The organism is Micromonospora sp. KC606 (assembly GCF_004348675.1).
Taxonomy (GTDB): Bacteria; Actinomycetota; Actinomycetes; order Mycobacteriales; family Micromonosporaceae; genus Micromonospora.
In genome coordinates, this window is sequence record NZ_SMKN01000021.1 from 21,479 (window position 1) to 47,687 (window position 26,209).

22 protein-coding genes are annotated in these 26,209 nt (G+C 72.2%); 2 read left to right on the top strand and 20 right to left on the bottom strand.

What is annotated here, in order from left to right; genetic code table 11:
* Positions 1-163: 163 nt before the first annotated feature.
* From atpD to prmC, 14 genes are all read right to left on the bottom strand, one after another.
* Positions 164-1,621, bottom strand: a complete 1,458-nt coding sequence (gene atpD / locus E1193_RS08025) for a F0F1 ATP synthase subunit beta (RefSeq protein WP_132181721.1) — start codon at positions 1,619-1,621, stop codon at positions 164-166.
* Positions 1,621-2,550, bottom strand: a complete 930-nt coding sequence (locus tag E1193_RS08030; protein WP_132181723.1) for a F0F1 ATP synthase subunit gamma — start codon at positions 2,548-2,550, stop codon at positions 1,621-1,623. The genes atpD and E1193_RS08030 overlap by 1 nt, the downstream gene beginning before the upstream one ends.
* Before the next feature lie 9 nt (positions 2,551-2,559).
* Entirely contained in the window at positions 2,560-4,200 is a 1,641-nt protein-coding gene (gene atpA / locus E1193_RS08035; RefSeq protein ID WP_132181725.1) for a F0F1 ATP synthase subunit alpha, read from the bottom strand.
* Positions 4,201-4,287: 87 nt separating this feature from the next.
* Positions 4,288-5,109 carry a F0F1 ATP synthase subunit delta gene (locus E1193_RS08040; RefSeq protein ID WP_132181727.1) on the bottom strand — a complete coding sequence of 274 codons (822 nt, stop codon included), beginning with the start codon at positions 5,107-5,109 and terminating at the stop codon, positions 4,288-4,290.
* Positions 5,109-5,639: a F0F1 ATP synthase subunit B gene (locus E1193_RS08045; protein ID WP_132181729.1), complete on the bottom strand. Its 531-nt coding sequence runs from the start codon at positions 5,637-5,639 to the stop codon at positions 5,109-5,111. The genes E1193_RS08040 and E1193_RS08045 overlap by 1 nt, the downstream gene beginning before the upstream one ends.
* 29 nt (positions 5,640-5,668) lie before the next feature.
* Positions 5,669-5,893, bottom strand: coding sequence for an ATP synthase F0 subunit C (gene atpE / locus E1193_RS08050; RefSeq protein ID WP_091078493.1), 225 nt, complete (start codon positions 5,891-5,893; stop codon positions 5,669-5,671).
* 94 nt (positions 5,894-5,987) lie between these two features.
* The gene (gene atpB / locus E1193_RS08055; RefSeq protein ID WP_132181731.1) at positions 5,988-6,809 is read right to left on the bottom strand and encodes a F0F1 ATP synthase subunit A; all 822 of its coding nucleotides are present in this window, start codon (positions 6,807-6,809) and stop codon (positions 5,988-5,990) included.
* The gene (locus tag E1193_RS08060) at positions 6,810-7,031 is read right to left on the bottom strand and encodes a hypothetical protein (protein WP_132181733.1); all 222 of its coding nucleotides are present in this window, start codon (positions 7,029-7,031) and stop codon (positions 6,810-6,812) included.
* A gap of 162 nt (positions 7,032-7,193) precedes the next feature.
* Positions 7,194-7,625 carry a hypothetical protein gene (locus tag E1193_RS08065; RefSeq protein ID WP_132181735.1) on the bottom strand — a complete coding sequence of 144 codons (432 nt, stop codon included), beginning with the start codon at positions 7,623-7,625 and terminating at the stop codon, positions 7,194-7,196.
* Entirely contained in the window at positions 7,622-8,908 is a 1,287-nt protein-coding gene (glyA, locus tag E1193_RS08070; protein ID WP_207922623.1) for a serine hydroxymethyltransferase, read from the bottom strand. Before glyA ends, E1193_RS08065 begins: the two co-directional genes overlap by 4 nt.
* 44 nt (positions 8,909-8,952) lie before the next feature.
* On the bottom strand, positions 8,953-11,070 hold the full coding sequence (locus E1193_RS08075; protein ID WP_132181739.1) for a transglycosylase domain-containing protein: 2,118 nt from the start codon (positions 11,068-11,070) through the stop codon (positions 8,953-8,955).
* Positions 11,071-11,283: 213 nt separating this feature from the next.
* Positions 11,284-11,895 (bottom strand): phosphotyrosine protein phosphatase, encoded by a 612-nt coding sequence (locus E1193_RS08080; RefSeq protein WP_132181741.1) that lies wholly within the window; start codon positions 11,893-11,895, stop codon positions 11,284-11,286.
* Complete coding sequence (locus E1193_RS08085; RefSeq protein WP_132181765.1) at positions 11,896-12,540, bottom strand: L-threonylcarbamoyladenylate synthase; 645 nt, start codon at positions 12,538-12,540, stop codon at positions 11,896-11,898. It lies immediately after the preceding gene.
* Positions 12,540-13,487 carry a peptide chain release factor N(5)-glutamine methyltransferase gene (gene prmC / locus E1193_RS08090; RefSeq protein ID WP_132181743.1) on the bottom strand — a complete coding sequence of 316 codons (948 nt, stop codon included), beginning with the start codon at positions 13,485-13,487 and terminating at the stop codon, positions 12,540-12,542. The genes E1193_RS08085 and prmC overlap by 1 nt, the downstream gene beginning before the upstream one ends.
* A 74-nt stretch (positions 13,488-13,561) precedes the next feature.
* Here prmC and E1193_RS08095 point away from each other — a divergent pair, with 74 nt between their 5' ends.
* The gene (locus tag E1193_RS08095) at positions 13,562-15,112 is read left to right on the top strand and encodes a GGDEF domain-containing protein (RefSeq protein WP_132181745.1); all 1,551 of its coding nucleotides are present in this window, start codon (positions 13,562-13,564) and stop codon (positions 15,110-15,112) included.
* Positions 15,113-15,211: 99 nt separating this feature from the next.
* Here the strand turns inward: E1193_RS08095 and prfA are convergent, their stop codons facing one another.
* Together prfA and rpmE are read right to left on the bottom strand one after the other, a co-directional pair.
* Positions 15,212-16,300: a peptide chain release factor 1 gene (gene prfA / locus E1193_RS08100; protein ID WP_132181747.1), complete on the bottom strand. Its 1,089-nt coding sequence runs from the start codon at positions 16,298-16,300 to the stop codon at positions 15,212-15,214.
* Between the two features lie 95 nt (positions 16,301-16,395).
* Positions 16,396-16,620 carry a 50S ribosomal protein L31 gene (gene rpmE, locus E1193_RS08105; RefSeq protein ID WP_088975813.1) on the bottom strand — a complete coding sequence of 75 codons (225 nt, stop codon included), beginning with the start codon at positions 16,618-16,620 and terminating at the stop codon, positions 16,396-16,398.
* Positions 16,621-16,856: 236 nt separating this feature from the next.
* Here rpmE and E1193_RS08110 point away from each other — a divergent pair, with 236 nt between their 5' ends.
* Positions 16,857-17,792, top strand: a complete 936-nt coding sequence (locus tag E1193_RS08110; protein ID WP_243707406.1) for an AAA family ATPase — start codon at positions 16,857-16,859, stop codon at positions 17,790-17,792.
* Between the two features lie 146 nt (positions 17,793-17,938).
* On the opposite strand, the gene rho is transcribed toward E1193_RS08110, so the two are convergent.
* The 4 genes from rho to E1193_RS08130 all read right to left on the bottom strand — a co-directional run bounded on the left by rho (position 17,939) and on the right by E1193_RS08130 (position 26,139).
* Positions 17,939-20,071 carry a transcription termination factor Rho gene (gene rho / locus E1193_RS08115; protein WP_132181751.1) on the bottom strand — a complete coding sequence of 711 codons (2,133 nt, stop codon included), beginning with the start codon at positions 20,069-20,071 and terminating at the stop codon, positions 17,939-17,941.
* Positions 20,072-20,369: 298 nt separating this feature from the next.
* On the bottom strand, positions 20,370-21,314 hold the full coding sequence (gene thrB, locus E1193_RS08120; RefSeq protein ID WP_132181753.1) for a homoserine kinase: 945 nt from the start codon (positions 21,312-21,314) through the stop codon (positions 20,370-20,372).
* A 63-nt stretch (positions 21,315-21,377) separates the two neighbouring features.
* The gene (locus tag E1193_RS08125; RefSeq protein ID WP_132181755.1) at positions 21,378-22,628 is read right to left on the bottom strand and encodes an MFS transporter; all 1,251 of its coding nucleotides are present in this window, start codon (positions 22,626-22,628) and stop codon (positions 21,378-21,380) included.
* Positions 22,629-22,866: 238 nt separating this feature from the next.
* The gene (locus E1193_RS08130; protein WP_132181757.1) at positions 22,867-26,139 is read right to left on the bottom strand and encodes an efflux RND transporter permease subunit; all 3,273 of its coding nucleotides are present in this window, start codon (positions 26,137-26,139) and stop codon (positions 22,867-22,869) included.
* Positions 26,140-26,209 lie beyond the last annotated feature (70 nt).

A 26,209-nucleotide genomic window follows, 5' to 3' on the forward strand; every position in this document is an offset into this window, starting at 1 on the left:
TTGCTGCGGATCGACGCCTGTTCGCGAGTATCGCGCTGGAAACGGTACCGCGCCGCGGCGGGAATCGCTCACCCGCGGCTCGGGCACGGGCCCCGAAGCCGTGAACGGCTGGAAGGCCACCCCAGCTCCCGCCGGGGTGGCCTTCGCGGATGTGGTGGAGGTCTCAGCCCTCCGCCATCAGCTCCTTCGCCTTCTTCTCCAGGTCCTCCAGACCACCGCACATGAAGAACGCCTGCTCGGGGAAGTGGTCGTACTCGCCCTCGCTGATCTTCTTGAACGCCTCGATGGTCTCGGTGATCGGCACCGTCGAGCCCGGCACGCCGGTGAACTGCTCGGCGGCGTAGGTGTTCTGCGACAGGAAGCGCTCGATCCGCCGGGCTCGGGCCACGGTGATCTTGTCTTCCTCGGAGAGCTCCTCGATGCCGAGGATGGCGATGATGTCCTGCAGATCCTTGTACTTCTGCAGGATCCGCTTCACCTCGGTGGCGACCGCGAAGTGCTCCTGGCCGACGAACTCCGGGGCGAGGATCCGGGACGAGGACGCCAGCGGGTCCACGGCCGGGTAGATGCCCTTGTCGGAGATCGACCGCTCCAGGTTCGTGGTCGCGTCGAGGTGGGCGAACGTGGTGGCCGGCGCCGGGTCGGTGTAGTCGTCGGCGGGCACGTAGATCGCCTGCATCGAGGTGATGGCCTGGCCCCGGACAGAGGTGATCCGCTCCTGCAGCTCACCCATCTCGTCGGCCAGGGTCGGCTGGTAGCCCACCGCGCTCGGCATCCGGCCGAGCAGCGTGGAGACCTCGGAACCGGCCTGGGTGAAACGGAAGATGTTGTCGATGAAGAGCAGCACCTCCTGCTTCTTCACGTCGCGGAAGTACTCCGCCATGGTCAGCGCGGAGAGCGCGACCCGCAGCCGGGTGCCCGGCGGCTCGTCCATCTGGCCGTAGACCAGCGCGGTCTTGTCGATGACACCGGACTCGGTCATCTCGGCGATGAGGTCGTTGCCCTCGCGGGTCCGCTCACCCACGCCGGCGAAGACCGAGGTGCCACCGAAGTTCCGGGCGACCCGGGTGATCATCTCCTGGATGAGCACCGTCTTGCCCACGCCGGCGCCGCCGAACAGGCCGATCTTGCCGCCCTTCACGTACGGGGCGAGCAGGTCGATGACCTTGATGCCGGTCTCCAGCATCTCGGTCTTCGGCTCCAGGTCCGCGAAGGCCGGGGCCTTGCGGTGGATGCCCCAGTGGTCGTCGGGCTGGAGCGTCTCGCCCTCGGTGAGGTTGAGGCACTCGCCGATCGCGTTGAACACGTGACCCTTCACCGCGTCGCCCACCGGCACGGTGATCGGCGAACCGGTGTCGCGTACCTCGGTGCCGCGGACCAGGCCGTCGGTCGGCTGCATCGAGATGGCCCGGATCACGTTGTCACCCAGGTGCTGGGCGACCTCCAGGGTCAGCGTCTTCTCGCCGCCGGACAGGGTCACGTCCACGTGCAGGGCGTTGAACAGGGCCGGCATGGCGTCGCGCGGGAACTCGGCGTCGACGACCGGGCCGATGACCCGGACCACGCGACCCGTGGCCGTCCTGGTCTCAGCTGGTCCACCAGCAACTGCGGATACAGTCATCACACTTCACTTCCCGACGCGGCCAGCGCGTTCGCGCCGCCGACGATCTCGCTGATCTCCTGGGTGATCCCGGCCTGCCGGGCCGAGTTCATCTCGCGCGTGTACTTCTCGATCATCTCTTCGGCGTTGTCGGTGGCGCTCTTCATCGCCCGCCGCCGGGCAGCCGACTCACTCGCCGCCGACTCCAACAACGCCGCGTAGATCCGCGTGTTGATGTACTTCGGCAGCAGCGCGTCGAGCAACGCCTCCGCCTCCGGCTCGAACTCGTACGCCGGGAGCGCGCCCTCGGACCGGGGCCGGTCCTCGACCTGCATCGGGCCGATGATCTTGGCCACCGGGGTCTGGGTCATCAGGGACTTGAACTCGGTGTAGACGATGTGCAGCTCGTCGATACCGCGCGTCCCGTCCGGCCCGGGGTCGCCGTCGACGTCGTCCGCCCCGGCGGAGAACGCCCGGATCAGCGTCTCCCCGACGGTGCGGGCGTCGGCGAACGTCGGCTGCTCCGAGAAGCCCGTCCAGTTCGCCTCGATCGGCCGGTCCCGGAACCGGAAGAAGCTCAGGCCCTTGCGACCGATGACGTAGAGCACGGGCTCCTTGCCGTCGGCGCGCAGCCGGGCGATCAGCGACTCCGCGGTCTTGATGGCGTTCGAGCTGTAACCGCCGGCCAGACCACGGTCGGCGGTCACCAGCAGGACACCGGCCCGCCGGACCCGCTCACGCGGGGTCAGCAGCGGGTGGTCGATCCGCGCGTTGGAGGCCAGCGCCGTGAGCACGCCGGTGATGGCCTGGGCGTACGGCAGGGACGCCTCCACCCGGGCCTGGGCCTTGGCGATCCGGCTCGTCGCCACGAGCTCCATCGCCTTGGTGATCTTCTTCATCCCCTTCGCCGAGCGAATGCGTTGACGAAGAACGCGTACCTGGGCCGCCATCCGTCAGCCCTACTGCTTCTCGGTGGTGTCGGCGTAGCGGGTGACCGTCTCGCGGTTCTCCTCGCCCTCCAGCGGCTTGGCCGGGGCCTCGTTGATCCGCCGCTCCTCCTCCTTGCCGAGGAAGAGCTGCTTGAACTCGGTGATCGCCGACTCGAGCGAGCCGATGATCTCGTCGTTCCACTGGTGGGCGGCGATGCCGGCCAGAACGCCGTCGTGCTTGTGCCGCAGGTACTGGAGGAACTCCGACTCGAAGCGGCGAATCTCGCCCACCGGGACGTCGTCGAGCTTGCCCTCGGTGCCGGCCCAGACGGAGACGACCTGCTCCTGCACCGGGTACGGCGAGTAGTTCGGCTGCTTGAGCAGCTCGACCAGGCGGGCGCCGCGCTCCAGCTGGGCCCGGGAGGCCCGGTCCAGGTCGGAGGCGAAGGCGGCGAACGCCTCCAGCTCGCGGTACTGGGCCAGGTTGAGCCGCAGCGAACCGGCGACCTTCTTCATCGGCTTCACCTGCGCGGCGCCACCGACCCGGGAGACCGAGGTGCCGACGTTGATGGCCGGCCGGACGCCCTGGTTGAACAGGTCGGTCTCCAGGAAGATCTGGCCGTCGGTGATCGAGATGACGTTGGTCGGGATGAAGGCCGAGATGTCGTTGGCCTTCGTCTCGATGATCGGCAGGCCGGTCATCGAGCCGCCGCCCATCGCGTCGGAGAGCTTGGCGCAGCGCTCCAGCAGCCGGGAGTGCAGGTAGAAGACGTCACCCGGGTAGGCCTCGCGGCCCGGCGGGCGGCGCAGCAGCAGCGACACGGCCCGGTACGCCTCGGCCTGCTTGCTGAGGTCGTCGAAGACGATCAGGACGTGCTTGCCGCCGTACATCCAGTGCTGCCCGATGGACGAGCCGGTGTACGGGGCGAGGTACTTGAAGCCGGCCGGGTCGGAGGCCGGGGAGGCGACGATGGTGGTGTATTCCATCGCGCCCGCCTCCTCCAGGATGCCCTTGATCGAGGCGATCGTGGAGGCCTTCTGGCCGATGGCGACGTAGATGCAGCGGACCTGCTTCTTCGGGTCGCCGGAGCGCCAGTTGTCCCGCTGGTTGAGGATGGTGTCCAGCGCGACCGTGGTCTTGCCGGTCTTGCGGTCACCGATGATCAACTGACGCTGGCCACGGCCGATCGGCGTCATGGCGTCGACGGCCTTGATGCCGGTCTGCAGCGGCTCGTCGACCGACTGCCGGGCCATCACGTTCGGGGCCTGGAGCTCCAGCTCGCGGAAGCCCTCGTTGGCGATGTCGCCGAGCCCGTCGATCGGCTGGCCGAGCGCGTTGACCACGCGGCCGAGGAAGGCGTCGCCGACCGGTACGGAGAGCACCCGGCCGGTGCGCTTGACGCGCTGCCCCTCCTCCAGCTTCGCGGAGTCACCGAGAACGACGACACCGATCTCCCGGACGTCGAGGTTCAACGCCACGCCGAGCGTGCCGTCCTCGAACTCCAGGAGCTCGTTGGTCATGGTCGAGGGCAGGCCCTCGACGTGGGCGATGCCGTCGCCGGTGTCGGCGACGGTGCCGACCTCCTCGCGGGAGACGTCGGACGAGTAGGAGGAGACGTAGCGCTCCAGGGCGCCGCGGATCTCCTCCGTCGAGATGGTCAGCTCGGCCATCCTCTGCTTCCTTAAGTATCAGGGGCCCGGGATACCTAGTACCGACCGGTCCGAATGGCGTCGATCAAAGGGCTGCGAGGACGCTGGTCAGCGCTTCGCGAGCGCGTTGCGGGTCTCGTTGAGGCGGCGCAGGACGGTGCCGTCGTACAGGTCGGAACCGACCCGCACGCTCACGCCACCGAGCACCTCCGGGGCCACCGTCTGCTTGACGGAAACCTCTCGACCGTACATGGCGGAGAGGCGGGCACCGAGGCGTCGCTCCTCCTCGTCGGTCAGCGGAGCGGCGACGGTCACGTAGGCGACCTGCCGGTCCCGCCGGTCGGCGACCATCTCGACCAGTCGGGTGAGCGCCCCGGTCAGGGAGCGTCCCCCGAACCCGCTGAGCGCGACCCCGACGAGGTAGCCGGTGACCGGCCGGGCCTTGCCGACGAGGAGCTGGTCGACCAGGGTGGCCCGCCGCGCGACCGGGGCCGTCGGGTCGGACAGCGCGTTGGACAGCTCCGGGGAACCCGAGACGACCTGCCCGAAGCGGAACAGCTCGTCCTCGACCTCGCCCAGTTCGCCGGCCTTGTCGCTGCCGGCCAGCAGCGCCTCCACGCCGAGCCGCTCGACGCCGTCGAGCAGCTCCGACGGCGTGGACCACCGGCCGGAGACCAGCACGGCGAGCAGGTCGAGCGCGCCCGCGCCGATCTGGCCGCGCAGCACGTCACCGAGCAGGCCGGCCCGGTCGGTACCCGAACGGGCCGGGTCGGAGAGCGCCCGACGCAGCCGCGGCTCGCGCCGCAGCACGGCGGCGACGGACAGGAGTTCGTCCGCGGTGGCGGCCACCGCCGACGGCTCCGCGCCCCGGACGTACTCCTCGAGGCGCTCGGCCGCGATCTTGTACGACTCCCGGCTGGCGGCCTGCATCAGCGAGCCCCCGCGCTCTCGAGGCCGCTGAGGAACCGGTCCACGGTGCCCTTGCGACGGGCCTCGTCGGCGAGCGACTCTCCGACGATCTTGCTGGCCAGGTCCACCGCGAGCGTGCCGACCTCGGTGCGCAGCTCGCGCACGATGGTGGCCCGCTCGGCGGCGAGCTGCTCCTTGCCGGCCGCGATGATCCGGTCGGACTCCTCCCGCGCCTTGCCGAGGATGTCCTGGCGGATGCCCTCCGCGTCGGACCGGGCGTCGTCCCGGATCTTCGCGGCCTCGGTCCGCACCTCGGCGAGCTGCGCACGGTACTGCTCGAGCACCTGGTTCGCCTCGGCCTGCGCCGCCTCGGCGCGCTTGAGGCCACCCTCGATCGCGTCGACCCGCGCCTGGTACATCGCCTCCATGCGCGGCATGACGAACTTCAGCAGGACGAAGCAGAGCAGACCGAAGGCGATCGTCCCGATGACCAGCTCCTGCCAGATCGGCACGAGCGGGTGGTGATCCACATCTGTGGCGGCGATGAACATCTCAGACCTCCGGGTCGAGGAACGGACGGTCAGCTGACGGCGAAGGCGAGCACCAGGCCGAACAGCGCGAGCGCCTCGACCAGGGCGAAGCCCAGCACCAGCCAGGTGCGGTTGTAGCCGGCGGACTCCGGCTGGCGGGCGCTCGACTGGATGTAGGCCGCGAAGACCAGGGCGACACCGATGCCGGGGCCGATGGCGGCGAGGCCGTAGCCGATGGTGTTGACGTTACCGTTGATGGCGGCAAGAACGTCCATTGCGGGTATTCCTCCTAGTTCACGCGTGAGGTCTCACGCGTACGCGGTTCGGTACCAGAAGCTTGGTCGGGCCGGGTGCCCACCGAGCCCGATCTCAGTGGTCGTCGGCCAGCGACGTTCCGATGTAGTTGGCGGTCAACGTGACGAAGACGTAGGCCTGCAGCAGGGCGACCAGCACCTCGAAGAAGGCCATCAGGATCGCCATCGCGAAGGAGAAGACCGAGGTCACCTGGACGAACACGTTGTCCGAGGCGAGCATCACGAAGCCGCCGAGGGTGAACACCAGCAGGATCAGGTGGCCGGCGAACATGTTGGCGAAGAGTCGCACCGCCAGGGTGACCGGCCGGTTGATGAAGTTCTGCAGGAACTCGATCGGGATCAGCAGGAAGTGCATCGGCCACGGCACGCCGGGGATGATCAGGCTCTTCTTCAGGTAGCTGCCCAGGCCGTCCTTGCGGACACCGATGTAGAGGTACATCACGTAGGAGATCGCCGCGAGCACGATCGGGAACGCGATGTGCGAGTTGGGCGAGATCTGCAACCCGGGGACGATGCCGAAGAGGTTGGTCAGCGCGATGAAACTGAACAGCACCGTGAGGTAGGGCGCGAAGCGGATGCCGGCGTTGCCCATCTGCTCCCGGGCGATGTTGTCCCGGACCAGCCCGTAGAGCGACTCGGCGTACCACTGGGTCTTGCCGGGCACCAGCGTGGGCTTCCGGTAGGCCAGCATGAAGAAGATGATCAGCAACGCGACCGCGAGCCAGACCATGATGCCGAACTTGGTGACCCAGGGGCCGGCCACGTTCGGCGGATAGAAATCTCCGACGCTGGGGGGCCAGGGGATCCCCTGGGCGACGACCAGCTGTCCGCTCACCGTGTCATCCTCCGCACTCGACAGACCCGCGCGTGCTGGCACTCAAGCACTGAGCCTCTTCATGATCAGGTAGATCGCTCCGGCTGCGCCGAGCATCATGCCGACGGCGACCCCGATGCCGGTTCGCAGATCGAAGAACCGCTCCGCCAACCACCCGAGGAAACCCCACGCCACGATGCCGGCGAGCAGGTAGCCCAGGACAGCACCGGCCACGCCCTCCGACGAGTGTTCGTCGGACTTGCGGGTGTGGGGGTCATCGGCCATGACGTCGCGAACAATATCAGCAGAGGCGCACGGGAGTGTGCGGCACCCCCCACACTGCGGGCAGCGTGCGGGCCGTGCGGCGTCGGAGCAGTCGTCGCTCAGGTTACTCCCCACCGGCCCACCACAACAGCCCGACGTACCGGCGGCGAACCCCGGATTCGTTCAGTCGTCGCGCCGGCCGAAGGTCGGCAGCGGCGACCGCAAGGCCCAGGTCAGATGTGCTCCGGTCCAGACCACCACCGCCGCGATGACGGCCACCCCCAGATCCGGCAGCCCGGCCCAGCCGCTCGCCGCGACGGCGGCCATCACCACCCCGAGGAACACGATCTTCGTGGCGTAGGTGACCAGCCCGACGGACATGATTAACCGAGGATTCACCGCGTCGGCCCAGGCCACCGAGACGCCGGAGATCAGGTAGCTGAGCACGACCAGCGTGATCCCGGCGGCCACGCCGGCCGCTCCGGTGGGCCCGCGCAGCACCGCCGCCGCCGGAACCGCGACCACGGCCAGCGCCGCACACGCCGCCAGCGGCAACCGCAGGTACGGCAGCCGGGCCCGGATCGCCCCCGGCTCCCCCGCCCGTGGCGCGGTCATCGGGGGTACGCCGGGAAGGCGGCGACCAGCTCGGCGACCTCGCCGGCGATCCCGGCGAGCCGGTCGGCGCCGCCGGGGGCGGTGGGATCGGTGCGCACCGCACCGGCGACCAACGAGGCGACCTGCCGCATCTCCCCCTCCCGCATACCCTGTGTGGTGACGCTCGGGGTGCCCACCCGGATCCCGGAGGCCACCGTCGGCGGCTGCGGGTCGTACGGGATGGCGTTCTTGTTCAGGGTGATGCCCGCGGCGTCGCAGCGGGCCTCGGCGTCGGCGCCGCTGACCCCGACCTCGCGCAGGTCGACCAGGGCCAGGTGGGTGTCGGTGCCGCCGGAGACCGGCCGCATCCCCTCGGCGGCGAGCCCGGCCGCGAGCGCCCGGGCGTTGGCGACCACCTGCGCGGCGTACGCCCGGAACTCGGGCTGCGCGGCTTCGCGCAGCGCGACCGCCTTGGCCGCGACGGCGTGCATCAGCGGGCCGCCCTGGGTGAACGGGAAGACCGCCTTGTCGATCCGCGGGGCCAGCGACTCGCGGCACAGGATCATGCCGCCCCGGGGACCGCGCAGCACCTTGTGGGTGGTGAGGCAGACGACGTCGGCGTACGGCACCGGGGACGGGATCGCCCCGCCGGCGACCAGGCCGATGAAGTGCGCGGCGTCCACCATGAGGTACGCCCCGACCTCGTCGGCGACCGCCCGGAACCGGGCGAAGTCGATCAGGCGCGGGTACGCCGTCGCACCGCAGATGATCATCTTCGGGCGGTGGGCCAGGGCGAGCTCCCGTACCTCGTCATAGTCGATCAGCTCGGTGTCCCGTCGGACGGTGTACCCGACGGTGTGGAACCACTTCCCGGAGAAGTTCACCCGGCTGCCGTGGGTGAGGTGCCCGCCGTGCGGCAGCTCCATCGCCAGCACGGTGTCCCCCGGCTGCACCAGGGCGGCGTACGCGGCCAGGTTTGCGCTGGCCCCGGAGTGCGGCTGTAGGTTGGCGTGCTCGGCGTCGAAGAGCTCCTTCGCCCGGGCGATGCCAATCTCCTCGGCCCGGTCCACCTCGGCGCAGCCGCCGTAGTAGCGCCGGCCGGGATAGCCCTCGGCGTACTTGTTGGTCAGCGTCGAGCCGAGCGCGGCGAGCACCGCCGGGGAGGTGAGATTCTCACTGGCGATCAGTTGCAGACCGCCGCGCAGCCGGTCCAGTTCCCCGAGCACCACCCCGGCGATCTCCGGGTCGACTGCGCTGAGCTGCTCGAAGTCCGGCCCCCAGAAGGTGCCTGTCGCGTTGTCCACACTGAGCGAGTCTACGGAGCCGCCCAGCGGAAGCCGTGGCTGACTCAGTTGAAGTCACGGCCGGTGGTGTGCCGGTAGGCGACGGTGTCACTGGGCGGGACGAAATCACGGATCGGCTGGTCGCGCAGGGCGTGGCCGAGGACCCGACCGACCGCGTCGACCAGCCGGCTCTGCACCGCCCCGCCGACCGCGTCCCGCGGATCGTCGGGGTTCGCCGCGATCTGGGCGATCGCGAGCTGCGGGGTGACGGCCACCACCGAGGTCGTCTCGTCCCGCTCGGAGGTGCCGGTCTTGCCGGCAACCGGCCGGCCCAGCGCCCGGCTCAGGTCCTCCGCCGTGCCCCCGTCGCAGGCGCCGTACATGGACTGGTCGCCGACCGGGCACCGGGCCGCGTCGGCCGCCGCCCGGGCCACGTCGGTCTCGACGACCTGCCGGCAGTCCGGGCGGCCGGCGGCGACCTCGTGTCCGGCGTTGTCGGTGATCGACACGACCGGAAGCGGGGCACACCAGGTGCCCTCCGCCGCCACCGTCGCGTACGCGTTCGCCAGGTCGAGCGGGGTGGTGGAGGAGACGCCGAGGGTGAACGCGCCCCAGTGCTTCGCGTTGTGGCGGGCCAGCGCCGCGTCCTCCTCGGCCCGGAACACGATGCCCAGCCGCTCGGCCATCGCCACCACCCGGTCCGCCCCGACCCGCTCGATCAGCCAGGCGAAGTACGTGTTCGCCGAACGACCGAACGCGGTCCACATGGTGTGCGGTCCGTCCATCCGCGACGGGTTGGCGTTGACCGGGCACCACCGGCCGTCGCAGTTGGCTCCGGCGCCGTCGACCGGGAACCGGGTCCGGATCCGGCTGGGGGCGTCGAAGGGCGTGTCCAGGGGCAGCCCGGACTCCAGCGCGGCCAGCAGGGTGAAAAGCTTGAACGTCGAGCCCGCCTGGTAGCCGGCGATGCCGTCGCCGCCGCCGACGAGCTGGTTGACCGTGTTCGGGTAGTTCTTCTGGCCCGGTGGGTTGGCGGCGACGCTGTAGTTCCGGTTGACCGCCATGGCCAGCACCCGGCCGGTGCCGGGCTGCACCACCGCCGTGGGCGCCGCGAAGGGATCGTTGACGGCGTAGATGCCGCGCACCTCCCGCACGGCCGCCCGTTGGATGTCCGGGTCGAGCGAGGAGACGATGCGGAAGCCGCCCCTACGCAGGGTGTCCTGCCGCTCCGCCGCCGACGCCCCGAAGGCCGGTTGGGCGCTCCACCACTGGGCGAACCAGTCGCAGAAGAAGCCCCAGTCGTTCTGCTTCTCCGGCACCGCCGTGCAGTCGTTCGGCGTCTCGCTCGGGCGCAGCGCCAGCGGGGCGTCGCTCGCCTCCGCCGCCTCGGCGGGCGACACCTGCTGCGACTCCACCATCCGGTCCAGCACGTACGCCCGGCGGCTCAGCGCCGCGTCGGCGTCGCCGTTGATCGGGTCGTCGGTGTGCGGCGAGCGGACCAGCCCGGCGAGCAGCGCCGCCTGCGGCAGCGTCAGCCTCGCCGGTGAGGTGGAGAAGTAGCGCTTGCTGGCCGCCGCGATCCCGTACGCCCCGGCGCCGAAGTACGCGATGTTGAGGTAGCGCCGCAGGATCTCGTCCTTGCTCAGCTCCCGCTCCAGCGCCAGGGCGTACCGCATCTCCCGGATCTTCCGGGCGGCGGTGATCTCGGTGGCTGCCCGGCGCTGCTCCTCGGTCAGCCGCGGGTCGCCGGCCAGCACGTTACGCACGTACTGCATGGTCAGCGTGGAGGCACCCTGCCGGGGGGCACCGTCGCGCTTGTTCGCCGTGAAGGCCCGGAGCACCCCCCGCAGGTCGACGCCCGAGTGCTGGTAGAACCGGGCGTCCTCGGCGGCCACGATCGCCTGCCGCACCACCGGCGCGATCCGGTCCAGCGGAACCTCCACCCGGTCCTCGGTGTAGAAGGTGGTGATCAGGGTGCGGCCGTCGTTGGCGTACAGGCTCGACCGCTCGACCGTCGGTGGCTTGCGCAGGCTCTCCGGCAGCTTGGCGTACGGAGTGGCGAGCGCGCCGAAGCCGAGCCCGAACACCAGCGCGGCCGGGAGGGCGGCGACCGCCAGCACCAGCCCGGCGAGCACGCCGGCGATCAACACGGTGAACACCTTGTCGAGATGGGCCCGCTTCATCAGCTCTCCCCGCAGGAGCCGGTCAGGACCCGTTCAGAATGACCCTAAAACCCTCTTTCGCCCTCATGTTTCGCAAATCCGGAGGAAATTCGCGGAGGGAACGCCGCGCGCGCGACGGGACACGCCGCGCGTCGTCACCCGCCCGGGTGCCCACCGCCGCCGGTAAGCGGACGCCGGGCGACCGTGCCGCCGCGAACCCGGGCGGTCGGCGGATCAGGGCAGCAGGATGCTCGCGAGCGGGTGGACGGTCTCCTCGATCTCGTCGGCGACCCGGTTGAAGCACTGGTCGCCCCGACCCCACGGGTCGTCCAGGTCGTCCGAGCGCAACGGCGACACACCCTGCCGGGCCGCGTCGACCGCCTCCACCAGCGCCGCCCCACGCGCGTACACGGCCTCCGGGGTGGGTTGCGCCGGAGGCAGTGCGGCGGTGTCGACCAGCCCGAGCAGCCGACCGAACTCCCCCAGCACGAAGGTGCGGGAGGCGGCGTCGGGGCGCAGCGCCACCACGTACTCCTGTTGGTCGGCGGTGGCGGTGAGGACGAGGTCGGCGGCGTCGATCAGGTCGGAGCGGAGCTTGCGCGCGGCGAAGCCCTCGACGTCGCCGCCCCGACCGAGCACCTGCCGGGCCGCCGGCGGGTTCATCTCCTCGCCGGCGTGCCAGCCGCCGGTGCCCGCGCTGTGGCTGTGCAGCAGCTCGTCGCAGCGGGTCGGGTCGACGTCGAGCCGGCCCAGCCGCTCGCGAACCGCGAGCGCCAGCAGACGCTCGGCCATCGGGGAACGGCAGATGTTGCCCATGCAGACGTGCAGGACGGTGAACGGCGGCACTCAGGCCTCCTGCGCGTCGAGGATGTCCGGGACCACGTCGCGGAGCTTGTCCAGGTCGACCGCGCCGAGCCGGAGCACCCGGGGCGTCTCGCCGGTGAGGTCGACGATGGTGCTCGGCACCGGGTCGGGGCACGGCCCGGCCTCCAGGTACGCACGGACCTGGTACCCGAGCTGGTCGCGCGCCGCCTCGGCGGTCAGCGCAGGCGGCTGCCCGGCCTTGTTGGCCGAGGCCACCGCCATGGGGCCGGTCTCCCGCAGCACCTCCAGCGCGACCGGATGCAGCGGCATCCGCACCGCCACCGTGCCGCTGGCGTCGCCCAGGTCCCACGCGAGGCTCGGCGAGTGCTCCACCACGATGGTCAGCGCGCCCGGCCAGAACGCCTCGACCAGGTCACGGGCGGCGCGCGGCAGCGAGAAGACCAGGCCGTCGAGGGTGTGCCGGGAACCGATCAGCACCGGCGGCGCCTGCCGCGCGCCGCCCTTGGCGTCGGCGAGGGCCTTGACCGCGTACGGGGTGAAGGCGTCCGCCCCGATCCCGTAGACCGTGTCGGTCGGCAGCACGACCAGTTCGCCGTTCTTGACCGCCTCGATGGCAGCGGCGATGCCGCGGTCCCGGTCGGCGGGCGACCGACAGTCGTAGAGCATCACGAGTAGCCAGTCTGCCACGCCAGGCCGGTGTCGGGGCGCGGGCCGTCCCCCCGGCGGGACGCGGTGGCGAACCGGGCCCGTCCGGCGAGGTCCCGGTGCTCCGCCACCTCGGCGTACCGGCCGTCGGCGGCGAGCAGGGCCGGCACCGCCGCACCGTGCGTGTCGTCGTGCTCCACGCCCAGCGCGCCACCCGGGCGCAGCAGCGCGGCGGCGCGGGCCAACACCGGCCGGATCACGTCCAGCCCGTCCGCCCCACCGAAGATTGCCTCGTCCGGGTCATGGCCGGCCACCTCCGGCGGCACGGCCACCCCGCGTGGCACGTACGGCGGGTTGCAGAGCAGCACGTCGACCTGGCCGACCAGCCCGGCCAGCAACCGTGGATCGGTGACGTCGGCCGCCACCACCTCGACCGGCCGGTCCCCGGCCGCGACCCGGGCCGCGGCATTGCGCCGTAACCAGGCCAGCGCGGCCGGCGAACGCTCCACGGCCACCACCCGGGCCCCGGGCACCTCCTGGGCGACCGCCAGGGCGATCGCCCCGGAGCCGCTGCACAGATCGACCACCAGCGGGGCGGGGCGGCGGCGGGCCCGGTCGACGCCCCACCCGGCGAGCAGCTCGGTCTCCGGGCGGGGCACGAAGACCCCCGGCCCGACCGACAGCTCCAGGTGCCGGAACCCGGCGCGGCCGGTGAGGTGCTGCAACGGCTCCCGGTCGACCCGCCGGGCCACCAGCGCCGCGAACCGCTCCCGTTGGCAGGCGTCGAAGCCGTCGGCCAACGCCAGCCGCCCCCGGGGCACGTCCAGCACGTACGCCGCGAGCAGCTCCGCCTCGGCGCGGGCCGACTCCAGCCCGGCAGCCGCCAGGGCACGGGCGGCGCGGGCCACGGCGAGCGTGGCCCGTTCGCGTTCTGCCCCTTCGGATGGGTGGCGCGGCAGGGAGGTCACGACATAATCATGAAGCGTCGAGGGCCCCGGCACGAGCGGGTGCGTCCCGACCCACACCGACAGGAGGTTGGCAGGTGGCGTGGCTCGACCGGGTCGACGACCAGGTTGACGCACTCCACCGCGCCCGGGCCCTGCAGGAGGCGAGCCGATCCGCCGAGGCGTGCGGCGTGCTCGACCGGGTGCTGCGCACCACCACCGATCCGCACGCCCGGGCCGACGCTCTGGTCCAACGGCTCTGCGCGCTGATCAACCTCGGTCGGACGGCCGAGTTCACCCGGGCCATCGAGGACGCGTCGGGAGCCGTCCGGGACCTGCCCGAGCCGTACCTGCACGGGCACCTCAACGCGCTCGCCGCGCTCGCCGCCCACCACCAGGGCGCGCTGGACCGCTGCGTCACCCACCTCGTCCGGGCCGCCCGGGCGCTGGGCGCGGCCGAGGATGAGGACCGGGACACCGCCTGGGGCTGGCACGACCTGGCGATGGCGTACTCGTACCTCAGTTTCCACGGGCACGCGCTCGGTGCGATCGAGCGGGCCCGCCAGCACGGGTTGGCCGCCGGGCTGCCCGAGGAGTCCTTCGCCGCCCCGGGCATCCGGCTACGCAACGCCGTCGCCCTCGACCACCACGGCGACAGCGACGGCTGCCTGCGGGTGCTCCGGGACATCGCCGCCGACCTGGCCCGGTTCGCCCGGGACGGCCGGGGCGACCGGATCCGGCCGAGCAGTCTCGCCGCGTACGGCTACGCAGCGGCCCGTCGGGCGGCGTTCGGAGACCCGGCGGATAGCGGCACGGGGGCCGACCCGGTCCGGCTGCTCGGCCACGGCGGGGACAGCGCCCGTGCCCGGGACATGCGCCAGCTCGGGCAGGTCTGCCTCGCGGTGGCGGGTGGCCGGCCGATCGAGGCGATCACCCGGCTCGACACCGCCCTGGTCTCCACCGAGACCCTCGGCGCGGCCGAGCCGGCCCGGCTGCGTAGCATCGCCTTCGCCCGGGCCGGCGACCACGCCGCCGCACACCGGGCCGACCGCCTGGCGTTCCGCCTCGCCGCCCAGCGCAACGACCGGCTGCGGGACGTTTACATCGACGGCATCGCCGCCCGGATCGACCACGAGGAGTTGCGCCGGGAGGCGGCCCGGTACGAGGGCGAGGCGCTGACCGACCCGCTGACCGGCCTGCCGAACCGGCGTCGCCTGGAGCGGTACATCGGCTCGGCGACGGCCCAGGGCGAACGGGTGGTGATCGGCGTCTGCGACCTGGACGGCTTCAAGGCGGTCAACACCCAGCACGGCCACCACTCCGGCGACCTGGTCCTGCAACGGATCGCCGGAGTGATCAACCGGGTGATGCGCCGGGGCGACTTCGTGGCCCGCTACGGCGGCGACGAGTTCGTGGTGGTGCTGCGCGGCGCCGGGATGGCAGAGGCGGCGGAGGTGGCCCGACGGATCGACGCGGCGGTCCGCACCGAGGACTGGGAGTCGCTGGTGCCGGGCACCCCGGTCGGGGTGAGCATCGGCTTCGCCGAGGTCGACGGTGCGCACGGCGCGCTGCGCGACGCTCTCGGCGCCGCCTTCGAGACCGCCGACCGGGAGATGCTCCGGGCCAAGGCCCGTCCCCGGGCCTGCTGACGTCGTCGCCCGACCGCCTCACCGGCACCCCGCCCGCCGGGCCGGTGCCGGTCAGCCGCGAACGAGTTCCGGGCCGGTCAGCCGCGAACGAGTTCCGGCTCAGCGGCGGGCGAGTTCGGTGTCGCCGGCCAGCCGGGCCGCCCGGTCGGCCTCGGCGAGGGCGTCCAGGACGCCGTCCAGGTCGCCGGCGAGCGCCAGGTCGAGGTTGTACGCCGTGTAGCCGATCCGGTGGTCGGTGATCCGGTTCTGCGGGAAGTTGTAGGTGCGGATCCGTTCCGAGCGGTCCACCGTGCGCACCTGCGCCTTTCGGGCGTCGGAGGCGGCGGCGTCGGCCTGCTCCTGCGCCACCGCGAGCAGCCGGGCCCGCAGGATGCGCATCGCCTGCTCACGGTTCTGCAGCTGCGACTTCTCGTTCTGGCAGGAGACCACCACACCGGTCGGCAGGTGGGTGATCCGGACCGCCGAGTCGGTGGTGTTCACCGACTGGCCGCCCGGCCCAGACGAGCGGAACACGTCGATGCGCAGCTCGTTCGGGTCGATGGTGACGTCGACGTCCTCCGCCTCGGGGAGCACCAGCACGCCGGCGGCGCTGGTGTGGATGCGCCCCTGCGACTCGGTGACCGGGACCCGCTGCACCCGGTGCACGCCGCCCTCCCACTTCAGCCGGGACCACACCCCGTTGCCGCCCTCCGGAACGCCCTTGCTCTTGATCGCCAGCGAGACGTCCTTGACCCCGCCCAGGTCGGAGTCCTGCGCGTCGATCACCTCGGTGAGCCAGCCGCGGCGCTCGGCGTACCGGGTGTACATCCGCAGCAGGTCGCCGGCGAAGAGTGCGGACTCCTCGCCGCCCTCGCCGGCCTTGATCTCGATGATCACGTCCTTGGCGTCGTGCGGATCGCGCGGGATCAGCAGCTCGGCGAGGCGCTCCTCCAGCGCCGGCAGGGTCGCCGCGATCGACTCGGCCTCGACGGCGAAGGACGGGTCCTCGGCTGCCAACTCCCTCGCCGCCACCAGGTCGGCTCGGGCCTGCTCCAGCTCACCGGCGGCCTTGTGCAGCGGCACCAGCTCGGCGTAGCGGCGGCCGACCCGGCGAGCGGTGCCCTGGTCGGCGTGGATGGCCGGGTCGGCGAGCCGCTTCTCCAGGTCGGCGTACTCGTCGAGGAGGGCGGCCAGGCGCTCGCTGCTCATGCGGTGATGCTCCTTCGACGATCAGGTGGAAAGGGGGCGGAACGGACGAACGCCCGCGCCCGGCGGGAAGCCGGACACGGGCGTCGTCGGTGCAGCTACTTGGCCTTCTTCGCCTGAACCTTGGCGTACTTCTGCTGGAACTTGGCGACCCGGCCGGCGGTGTCGAGGACGCGCTGCTTGCCGGTGTAGAACGGGTGGCAGGCGCTGCAGGTCTCGACATGGATGGCGCCGCCCTTGGCGGTGCTGCGGGTCGTGAAGGTGTTGCCGCAGGAGCAGGAGACCTCGGTGGTCACGTACTCCGGGTGGATGTTGGGCTTCATGTCGCCTCGGTCCTCTCGTCGGTGGTCGCCGGGTCGCCGCTGATCTCCCCGCCGCCTGCTGCGCGACGGACTCGGGCGTGAACCGGAACCGGTGGCCGATTGACCAGTGTGCCATGGGCGTGAGCCGACCCGTCAGCCGGGCCGCACGATCGGTCCACCCCCGCCAACGCCCGGGTCTCCACACGCATTCCCGCCGCACCCGAGCAGCATTCACCTCGACCGCGTACGGTGGATGTGTGTCCGATTCGTCCCCGAACCGGAGCGGAACGGGCGGAACGCCCCGGCTGGTTGCCACCCGTGGGCTGCCCGCCTCCGGCAAGACCACCTTCGCCCGTACCCTCCAGCCGGCCGTGGTCCGAGTCAACCGCGACGACCTGCGTCGGATGCTGCACGGTGAACGGCTCTTCACCCAGCGGGCCGAGTACCAGGTGACCCTCGTCCAGCGGGCCCAGGTGGAGGCGCTGCTGCGGGCCGGCGCCAGCGTCTGCGTCGACGACACCAACCTGCGCTCCCGCACCCTGCGCGAGTGGGCGGACCTGGCCGCCCGGCACGACGCGCGGTTCGAGGTGCACGACTTCACCGACGTGCCCCTGGACGAGTGCCTGCGCCGCGATGCCACACGCGCAGAGGGCGACCGGGTCGGCGAGGCCGCGATCCGCCGGCTGCACGAGCGTTACCTGGCGAACCGGCCGCTACCGCTGCCGGTGCCCACCGCACGCGCCGGCCGACCGGGGGCGGTGACGGCCACCCCGGCCGCGCCGCCGGAGATCGTGCTGGTGGACATCGACGGCACCGTCGCGCTGAACGTCACCCGCAGCCCGTACGACATGACCCGGGTCGGCGAGGACGCGCCGAACGGGGCGGTGATCGCGGCGGTGCGGGCGATGCACGCCGCCGGGTACGGGGTGGTCTTCTGCTCAGGTCGGGACGCGACGGCCCGGGACGCCACGGTGGCCTGGCTGGCCCGGCACGTCCGGGTGCCGTACCTCGGGCTGCACCTGCGGGCCGTCGGCGACCACCGGAAGGACGCCGTGGTGAAGCGGGAGATCTACGAGCGCGAGGTACGCGACCGGTACCAGGTGGTCGGCGTCTTCGACGACCGGCAGCAGGTGGTGCGGATGTGGCGGGCGCTCGGGCTGACCGTCTTCCAGGTCGCCGAGGGCGACTTCTGACCGGACCTCAGGTGATTGAGGAGCGAGGCGCCCTGCCAGTCCCCGAAAGCCCTGGACGACCCTCGACCGTCCGCTGCCGCGAGCGGCCACGACGAAGGGCACGGCCGATGCGGCCGTGCCCTTCGTCGGGTCTCATCCGAAAGAGGTCACTCCCCCGGCGTGGACTTGGCGATCTGCATCAGGAACTCGATGTTGGTGCGGCTCTGCTTGAGCCGGTCCAGCAGGAGGTCGAGAGCCGCCTGCGAGTCCAGCGAGTGCAGCACCTTGCGGAGCTTGTGGATGATGGCCAACTCCTCCGGCGCGAGCAGGATCTCCTCCTTGCGGGTGCCGGACGGGTGGATGTCGATGGCCGGGAAGGTCCGCTTGTCAGCGATCTTCCGGTCCAGCTTCAGCTCCGCGTTGCCGGTGCCCTTGAACTCCTCGAAGATGACCGTGTCCGCCATGGAACCGGTCTCCACCAGCGCGGTGGCGAGAATGGTCAGGGAGCCGCCGTTCTCGATGTTGCGGGCCGCACCCAGGAAGCGCTTCGGCGGGTAGAGCGCGGTGGAGTCGATACCACCCGACATGATCCGGCCGCTGGCCGGCGCCGCCAGGTTGTACGACCGGCCGAGCCGGGTCACCGAGTCGAGCAGCACGACGACGTCGTGCCCCAGCTCGACCAGGCGCTTGGCCCGCTCGATCGCCAGCTCCGCCACCGTGGTGTGGTCCTGCGGCGGACGGTCGAACGTGGCCGCGATGACCTCGCCCTTCACCGACCGCTGCATGTCGGTGACCTCTTCCGGCCGCTCGTCCACCAGCACCACCATCAGGTGGCACTCCGGGTTGTTGTGCGTGATCGCGTTGGCGATGGCCTGCAGCACCATCGTCTTACCGGCCTTCGGCGGCGACACGATCAGCGCGCGCTGGCCCTTGCCGAGCGGCATGACCAGGTCTATCACCCGGGTGGTGAGGATGTGCGGCTCGGTCTCCAGCCGCAGCCGCTCCTGCGGATAGAGCGGGGTGAGCTTGTAGAACTCGGGGCGGCGCTTGGCCTCGTCCGGCTCCATGCCGTTGATGGTGTCCAGGCGGACGAGCGGGTTGTACTTGTCCCGCCGCTGTTCACCGTCCCGAGCGGCCCGCACCGCACCGGTGATCGCGTCACCGCGGCGCAGGCCGTACTTCTTGATCTGAGACATCGAGACGTACACGTCGTTCGGGCCGGCCAGGTAGCCGGTGGTCCGGACGAAGGCGTAGTTGTCCAGCACGTCGATGATGCCGGCCACCGGGACGAGCACGTCGTCCTCGCCGACCTGCGGCTCCCGACCGCCACTCTCGACGCCCTCGCTCCGCTCGCCCCGGCCCCGCCGGCGGTCCCGGAAGCGGCTGCGCCGGCCGCGCCGGCCGCCACCCTCGCCGTCCTCGTCGGAGTCGTCGTTGCGTTGGGCTCGTTCGACGCCCCGCTCGTTGCGGTCGCCACGGTCGCCCCGCTCGGTGCGCTCGCCACGGTCGGTGCGGTCGGTGCGCTCAGCACGCTCGCTGGTGCGCTCGCCACGGTCGGTGCGCTCGCCACGGTCGGTGCGCTCGCCACGGTCGGTGCGCTCAGCACGCTCGCTGGTGCGCTCGGCACGGTCGGTGCGCTCGCCACGGTCGGTGCGCTCGGTGCGCTCGCCACGGTCGGTGCGCTCGGTGCGCTCGCCGGTGCGCTCAGCACGCTCGCTGGTGCGCTCGGCACGGTCGGTGCGCTCAGCACGCTCGCTGGTGCGCTCGGCACGGTCGGTGCGCTCAGCACGCTCGCTGGTGCGCTCGCCACGGTCCCGGCCGCCACGGCCCTCACCACGCTCGGTGGTCTCCGGGGCGGCGGCCTCCTCGGCCCCCACCTCGGGGGTACGGGCCTCGGCCGGACGCGCCTCGGAGGCGGCCCGACTGCGGCGGGTCCGGGTACGCCCCTCGGCCGAACCGGCGGCCGGCGCGGCGGATGCCTGCTCCGCGGGTTCACGCACCTCGGCGTGGACCTCCTGACGGGCCGGGGCGGTCGCGGTCGCGGCGGCAACCTCGGCCCGCGGTCGAGGGGTGCCGGTCGCGGCGCCGCCCTGCTGCCGCTCGGTGATCGCGCTGATCAGCTCGCCCTTGCGCATCCGCGCGGTACCGGAGATGCCGAGCGACGCTGCCAGGCTCTGCAGCTCCGGCAGCAGCATCGCCGACAGACCGGTGCCGCTGCGCCGACGGCGGGCGGGGGCGGCGGTGGTGGCATCGCCAGCGACGTTGGAAACATCCGACGTCACGTCGGTGGTGTCGCTCAATGGATTCCTTCCCTCGATAGGCCGGGACTGCCCGGAGTCGACAAACTCAGGTGGCCGGGCGGCCTCGGTGCACCCGCCTCGCACTGACGCGTCGCGGGAGTCTGTGGCACAGCAGCCGGTCGGTCTCCCGACTCACCAACATTGGTGAGCAGGTCTCGCCGTCTGCGACGACCTGCGGAAACTGCGGTGCGGCGTGAGCCTTTGGCAGAGGTGACGGGCTGACCGCCGAGAGCTTCGGGGGTGCGCCGACCCGCAGGAAGATCGCATGCTTCGCGGCTGTGCTGAGTCTAGAGCGTAATCAACTCTTCCGACCTGCGGCAACAGGACCCCGCTCGGCGTGTCCCAGTCTACCCCGCGAGACGGTCGCGCCGCTCGCCTCTATCGCCAACCGCCAGACCTGCCATTCTGTTCCCGGTCGGAAATCGGCGGGCGGTTCGGTCAGTGCCAGCACGGTCGGCCCCGCCCCACTGACCACGGCGGCCACACCCGCCGCACGCAGGGCCCCGACCAGGGCCGCCGTCTGCGGCATGCCGGGGGCCCGGTAGTCCTGGTGCAGGCGGTCGACGGTGGCCGGCATCAGCAGCGCCGGCTCGGTGGTCAGGGCGTGCACCAGCAGCGCGGCCCGGCCCGCGTTCGACGCGGCGTCGGCGTGCGGGACGGTGGGCGGAAGCGCCGCCCGGGCGGTCTCGGTGAGGCCCCGCTCGGCCGGTACGAACACTGTGGGCCGGACGCCCTCGGCGACCGGCAGCGACACTGCCCGGGCCCCGGACGGCTCCGTCCAGGCGACGGTGAAGCCGCCCAGCAGGCAGGGGGCCACGTTGTCCGGATGGCCTTCGATCTCGGCGGCCAGCCGCAGCGCCGCGTCGTCGTCGAGCCGCTCCCCGCCGTCGGTCACCAGTGCGCGGGCCAGCAGCACCCCGGCCACGATCGCCGCCGAGGAGGAACCCAGCCCCCGCGCCTGCGGGATCCGGTTGACGCATTCCAGCACCAACCCGGACGGCTGACCGCCCAACGCGTCGAAGGCGACCCGCATGGCGCGGACCACCAGGTGGCGGTCGTCGTCCGGCAGCTCGCCGGCGCCCTCGCCGCCGACCGTGACCCGGACGCCGCCGGCGGTCACCTCCGCCGCCACGTCGTCGTACAGCCCGAGGGCCAGGCCCAGCGCGTCGAAGCCCGGCCCCAGGTTGGCGCTGGTGGCGGGAACCCGGACCCGGACCGGCCCGGCGGCGAATGTCAACGGCACCGGCTCATGCTAGGGCCCCGGGCCGACGTCACGGAGTGCCGCCCGGCGGGTGGGACGTGATCGTTACCCACCGGGCGTGGCCGTCGCCGCCGGCGCGACGGCCGGGTCGGCGAGCGACAGCCGGCGCGTGGCGAGCCGCCAGCCGACCGCGTACACCAGGGTCACCAGACCGCAGCCGGCCAGCACCACCCGCTCGTCCACCACGTCCACCAGCGCGGCGACCACGAGCTGGCTCACCGAGATGGCCAGCGTCGCCAGCATCATGTCGGTGGCGAAGACGCGGCCGCGCAGCCGGTCCGGCACCTCGCCCTGGAGGGCGAAGTTGGACAGCACCCAGTTGCTGCCGCCGCCGAAGTGCGCGACGAAGACCAGCAGCAGCACCAACGGGAACCAACCGGCCACCGAGGCGCCCAGGTAGGCCAGGCCGTACAGCGACATCGACACGGCCAGCCCGGGCAGCAGCCAGGCCCGGTTGGTGAGCACCCGACGCATCAGGATCGGCCCGACCAGCGCCCCCGCGCCCCGGGCGGCGAAGAGCAGACCGGTGCCGACGGCGCCGGCGCCGTACACCCCGGCCAGCAGCGGGAAGACGGTGAGGACGCCGTTGCCCAGGCCGACCGCCGACTTCACGGTGACCAGCGCCAGCACCCGGGGCCGGCGGCCGATGTGGCCGAGCGCCTCGCCGATCGCCGCCCAGGTGCGCGGGGCCGGCCGGTCGGCGTCGCGGGGGGCCTGCAACGGCCGGCGGATCAGCGCGGCGAGGCCCGCGGCCAGCACCAGGCCGGCCGCGGCCACCCAGAAACTGGTGTACGGTCCGGTGGCCGCGCTGAGCACGCCGCCGAGCGAGGCGCCGACCACCGTCATCGTGCCCCACGCGGAGCCGGCGACCGCGTTGCCGGCGGCCAGTTCCCGGGGCTGGAGCACGTTGGGCAGGGCCGCCTGCGCGGCCGGCGAGTAGAACGCCTTGGCGACCGCGACTGTGGCGATCGCCACCATGGCCAACCAGGCGGTGCCGGCGCTGCGGACCCCGAGCAGGAGCAGCACGCCGACCAGGGCGGCCAGGTTCGCCGCCATCATGATCTTTTTGCGGTCGAAGCGGTCCGCGATCGTCCCGGTGTACGGCAGCAGCAGGGCCACCACGCCGGTGTCCAGCGCCAGCACCAGGGCGCCCCAGACACCGCTGCCGGTCAACTCCGGGAGCAGCACGAGCAGCGGCACCATGACGAACCAGTCCGCGCCGAAGACGACCAACTCGGCCAGGAACAGGTTGCGGAAGTCCCGGTTGCGGGTCAGGACCTCAAGGGTGGAGGACACGTGCCGGAACCCTACCCCGGCCGGTCACCCCCTCGACGTGGTCCCACGGTCCGCCACCGGCCTCGCGACCCGCGTACCTACGGCCGACGACCCGGACGGTGGCGTACCGCGGCAGGCCGGCGACGGTGACGAGGCGGAGCCGCCCTCGCGGGCCCGGAGCGCGGCGGACCCGGACGACGCCTGGGCGCGGCAGGGGCGGGTCGCCGACGCGGCCCGCCCCTGCCGGCGCGGGTCGACGTTACTGAGTCGGGGGCAGCGGCGACTTCCTGCTCCTCGGCAGGCGCAGCACCTCGAACTGGTCGGTGCCGTCCATGAGCGCCGCCGAGGGAGCCGGACTGGCCGGCGTGCGCTCCGTGCCGGCGCCGGCCGGCTCACCGCTGTGGACGCCGGCCGGGACGAGCGCTTCAGCCTCGGTCCCTGCGGCGTCCAGCACCGAACGCGGGACCGGGCCCGCCCGGCCGGAGCGGCGGGCCCACCACTGCCGCAGCGACTCCTTGGTGTGCTCCACCATCGTGTAGAGCGTCGGCACCAGCACCAGGGTCAGCAGCGTGGAGCTGAGCAGGCCGCCGATCACGACCACAGCGAGGGGCTGAGAGACGAATCCACCCTCGCCGGTCAGCCCGAGGGCCATCGGCAGCAACGCGAAGATGGTGGCGACCGCGGTCATCAGGATCGGACGCAGTCGACGCCGGGCGCCCTCGACCACCGCCTCCGCCACCCCCATGCCCTGCGCCCGGTACTGGTTGACCAGGTCGAGCAGGACGATCGCGTTGGTCACCACGATGCCGACCAGCATCAGCACGCCGATCAGCGCCGGCACGCCGAGCGGGATGCCGGTGGCCAGCAGCAGCGCGATCGCGCCGGTCGCGGCGAACGGCACCGAGATCAGCAGGATCAGCGCCTGGGTGATGCTGCGGAACGTGACTACCATGATCAGGAAAACGATCGTGATCGCCGCCAGCACCGCCAGCCGCAGGTCGGCGAAGGCCTCCCGCTGGGCCGCGCTCGCGCCGCCGACGGTGAGGGTCGCGCCCGGCACGTCGATGTCGTCCAGCCGCTGCCTCAGCTCCCGGGTGGTGGCGCCGAGGTCGGCGCCAGTGGCGGTGCCGGTGACCGTGACGCTGCGCTCGCCGTCGATCCGGGTGACCTGCGGCGGGCCGTAGACCGTGCTCAGTTTCGCGATCGCGCCCAGCTTCACCGGGCCGACCGGCAGCGCGAGCAGCTGGTCCACCGTCGCCGGCGGGGTGGCAGTGCTACGCAGCACCACGTCCTGCCGGCCGCCGTCGAGCGACACCTCACCGATCGGGGCACCCCGGTACGCCTGGGCCACCAGCTGCCCGACCGCCGCCTCGCTCAGCCCGACCCGTGCCGCGGCCAGCCGGTCGATCCGCACGTCGACCCGTGGCACCCGGGCCGCCAGGCTGGACCGCACCTCCTCGACACCCGGTGTGCCGGTCATCGCCGCCTCGGCGGCCTGAGCGGCCCGCGCCAGCGTCTCCGGGTCGGCCGCCTGGACGAGCACCTCCAGCCGGTCGCCCTGCCCCTGGCCGAAGGTCAGCGCGCCGACCTGGTCACCCAGCGGCGCGAACCGCTCACGGAGGGACTCCTTCATCTGCCTGGCGTCGGTGTCGCCGCCGAGTGTCACCGTCCAGCGGGCGGTGTTGGAGCCGCCGCCGCCCTCCCACGGCCGGTCACTGCCCCCGACAGTCACCTGGTACGTCTCGACGCCATCGGTGCGGGCCAGCACCTCCTCGACCCGACGGGCCGCCAGGTCGGTGGCCGCCAGGCCGGCGCCGGCCGGCAGCTCCTGGTTGATGGTCAGGGTGTCCTGACCCGAGTCGTCGAGGAAGTTGGTCTCCAACTGGCGGGAGAGACCGACGGTGCCGAGCAGCACCAGCAGGCCCGCCGCCACGGTGGCCCAGCGGGTCGCCCGGGACCGGGTGGCGAACCCGATCGCGGGCAGGTACGCCCGCTGCAACGGGTCGCGCAGCTCCCTCTCCTCGGCGATACGGCGAACCTCGGCGGCGTTTCCGCCGGTGCCACGCGGCGTGAGGAACCAGTACGCCAGCACCGGGATCACGGTCAGCGACACCAGCAGCGAGGCGAGCAGGGCCACCGTCACCGTGATCGCGAACGGCGCGAGGAGCTGCCCGACGAAGCCACCGACCAGCGCGATCGGCGCGAACACCGCGACCGTGGTGAGAGTGGACGCGGTCACCGCGCCGGCCACCTCGCGGACCGCGGTGACGATCGCCTCCCGCTTCGGCTCGCCGTACTCGAGGTGGCGCTTGATGTTCTCCAGCACCACGATCGAGTCGTCGACCACCCGGCCGACGGCGATGGTGAGCGCGCCGAGGGTGAGCAGGTTGAGCGAGTGGTCCCCGATCCAGAGCGCGATCAGCGCCACCACCACCGACAGCGGGATGGACACGGCGGTGACCACCGTGGAACGTACCGACAGCAGGAAGACCAGGATCACCACCACGGCCATCACCAGGCCGAGCAGGCCCTCGGTGGTGAGGCTCTCGATCGACTTCTCGACGAACGGCGCCTGGTCGAAGACGACGGTCAGCTCGGCGCCGGAGGCGGTTCGCAGGTCGGCCAGCCGGTCCCGGATGTCGTGGGAGATGTGTACCGTGTTGCCGTCCGGAGCGGCGGTGACCTGGATCCCGATGCTCTCCTCGCCGTTGGTACGGGTGATCGCGGTGGCCGGGGCGAGCCGCTGCTCGACCGTCGCCACGTCGCCGAGGCGAACCGGGGGCGCCTTCGGCGCGGTGGAGGTCAGCACGATGCCGCGCAGCTCGTCCAGGGTGGTGACCGGTGTGCCGACCTGCACCGGCAGGTCCCTGGTGCCGTCGCTCACCGCGCCCGCCGGGACGGCGACCCCGTTGTTCCTCAGCGCCGCGCCGATCGCGGTCGGGTTCAGCCGGGCGGCGGCGAACTTCGCCCGGTTCGGCGTGATCGTCACGACCTGCTGGCGGGTGCCGGTCACCGCGACGGCGCTGACCCCGTCGATCCGCTCCAGCACGGGTACGACGGTGGTGCGCAGCCTTTCGGCGAGCCCCTGCTCGTCGCCGCCGGTGGCGGCGAGCACCACCGCCGGCAGGTCGTCGGTGCTGCCGGTGAGCACCTGCGGGTCGACGCCCTCCGGCAGCTGCGACTCGATCCGACCCAGGGCGGTCCGCATCCGATTGGCCGCGTCGTCGACGTCGGTGCCGAAGGCGAACTGCACCGAGACGGTGGCCGAGCCCTCGCGGGAGATGGAGGTCATCCTCTCCAGGCCGGCGAGGCCCTGGAGGCTGTTCTCGATCGGCTCGGTGACCTGCGACTCGACGATCTCCGGCCCGGCGCCCGAGTAGCCGGCGACGACGAACGCGCCCGGGAACTCCAGCGACGGCAGGAGCTGCTGCTTCAGGGAGGGCACCGCGAACACCCCGAAGACCGCGAACACCACTGCGATCATGGCGACAAGCCCTCGGTTGGCGAGACTGGATCTGGCGAGCAACGACATCGGCGTGACTCACTCCTGAGTGGGGGGGTAGGCGAGGACCTGAGTCTGCCCGATCAGATTGGTGCCCCAC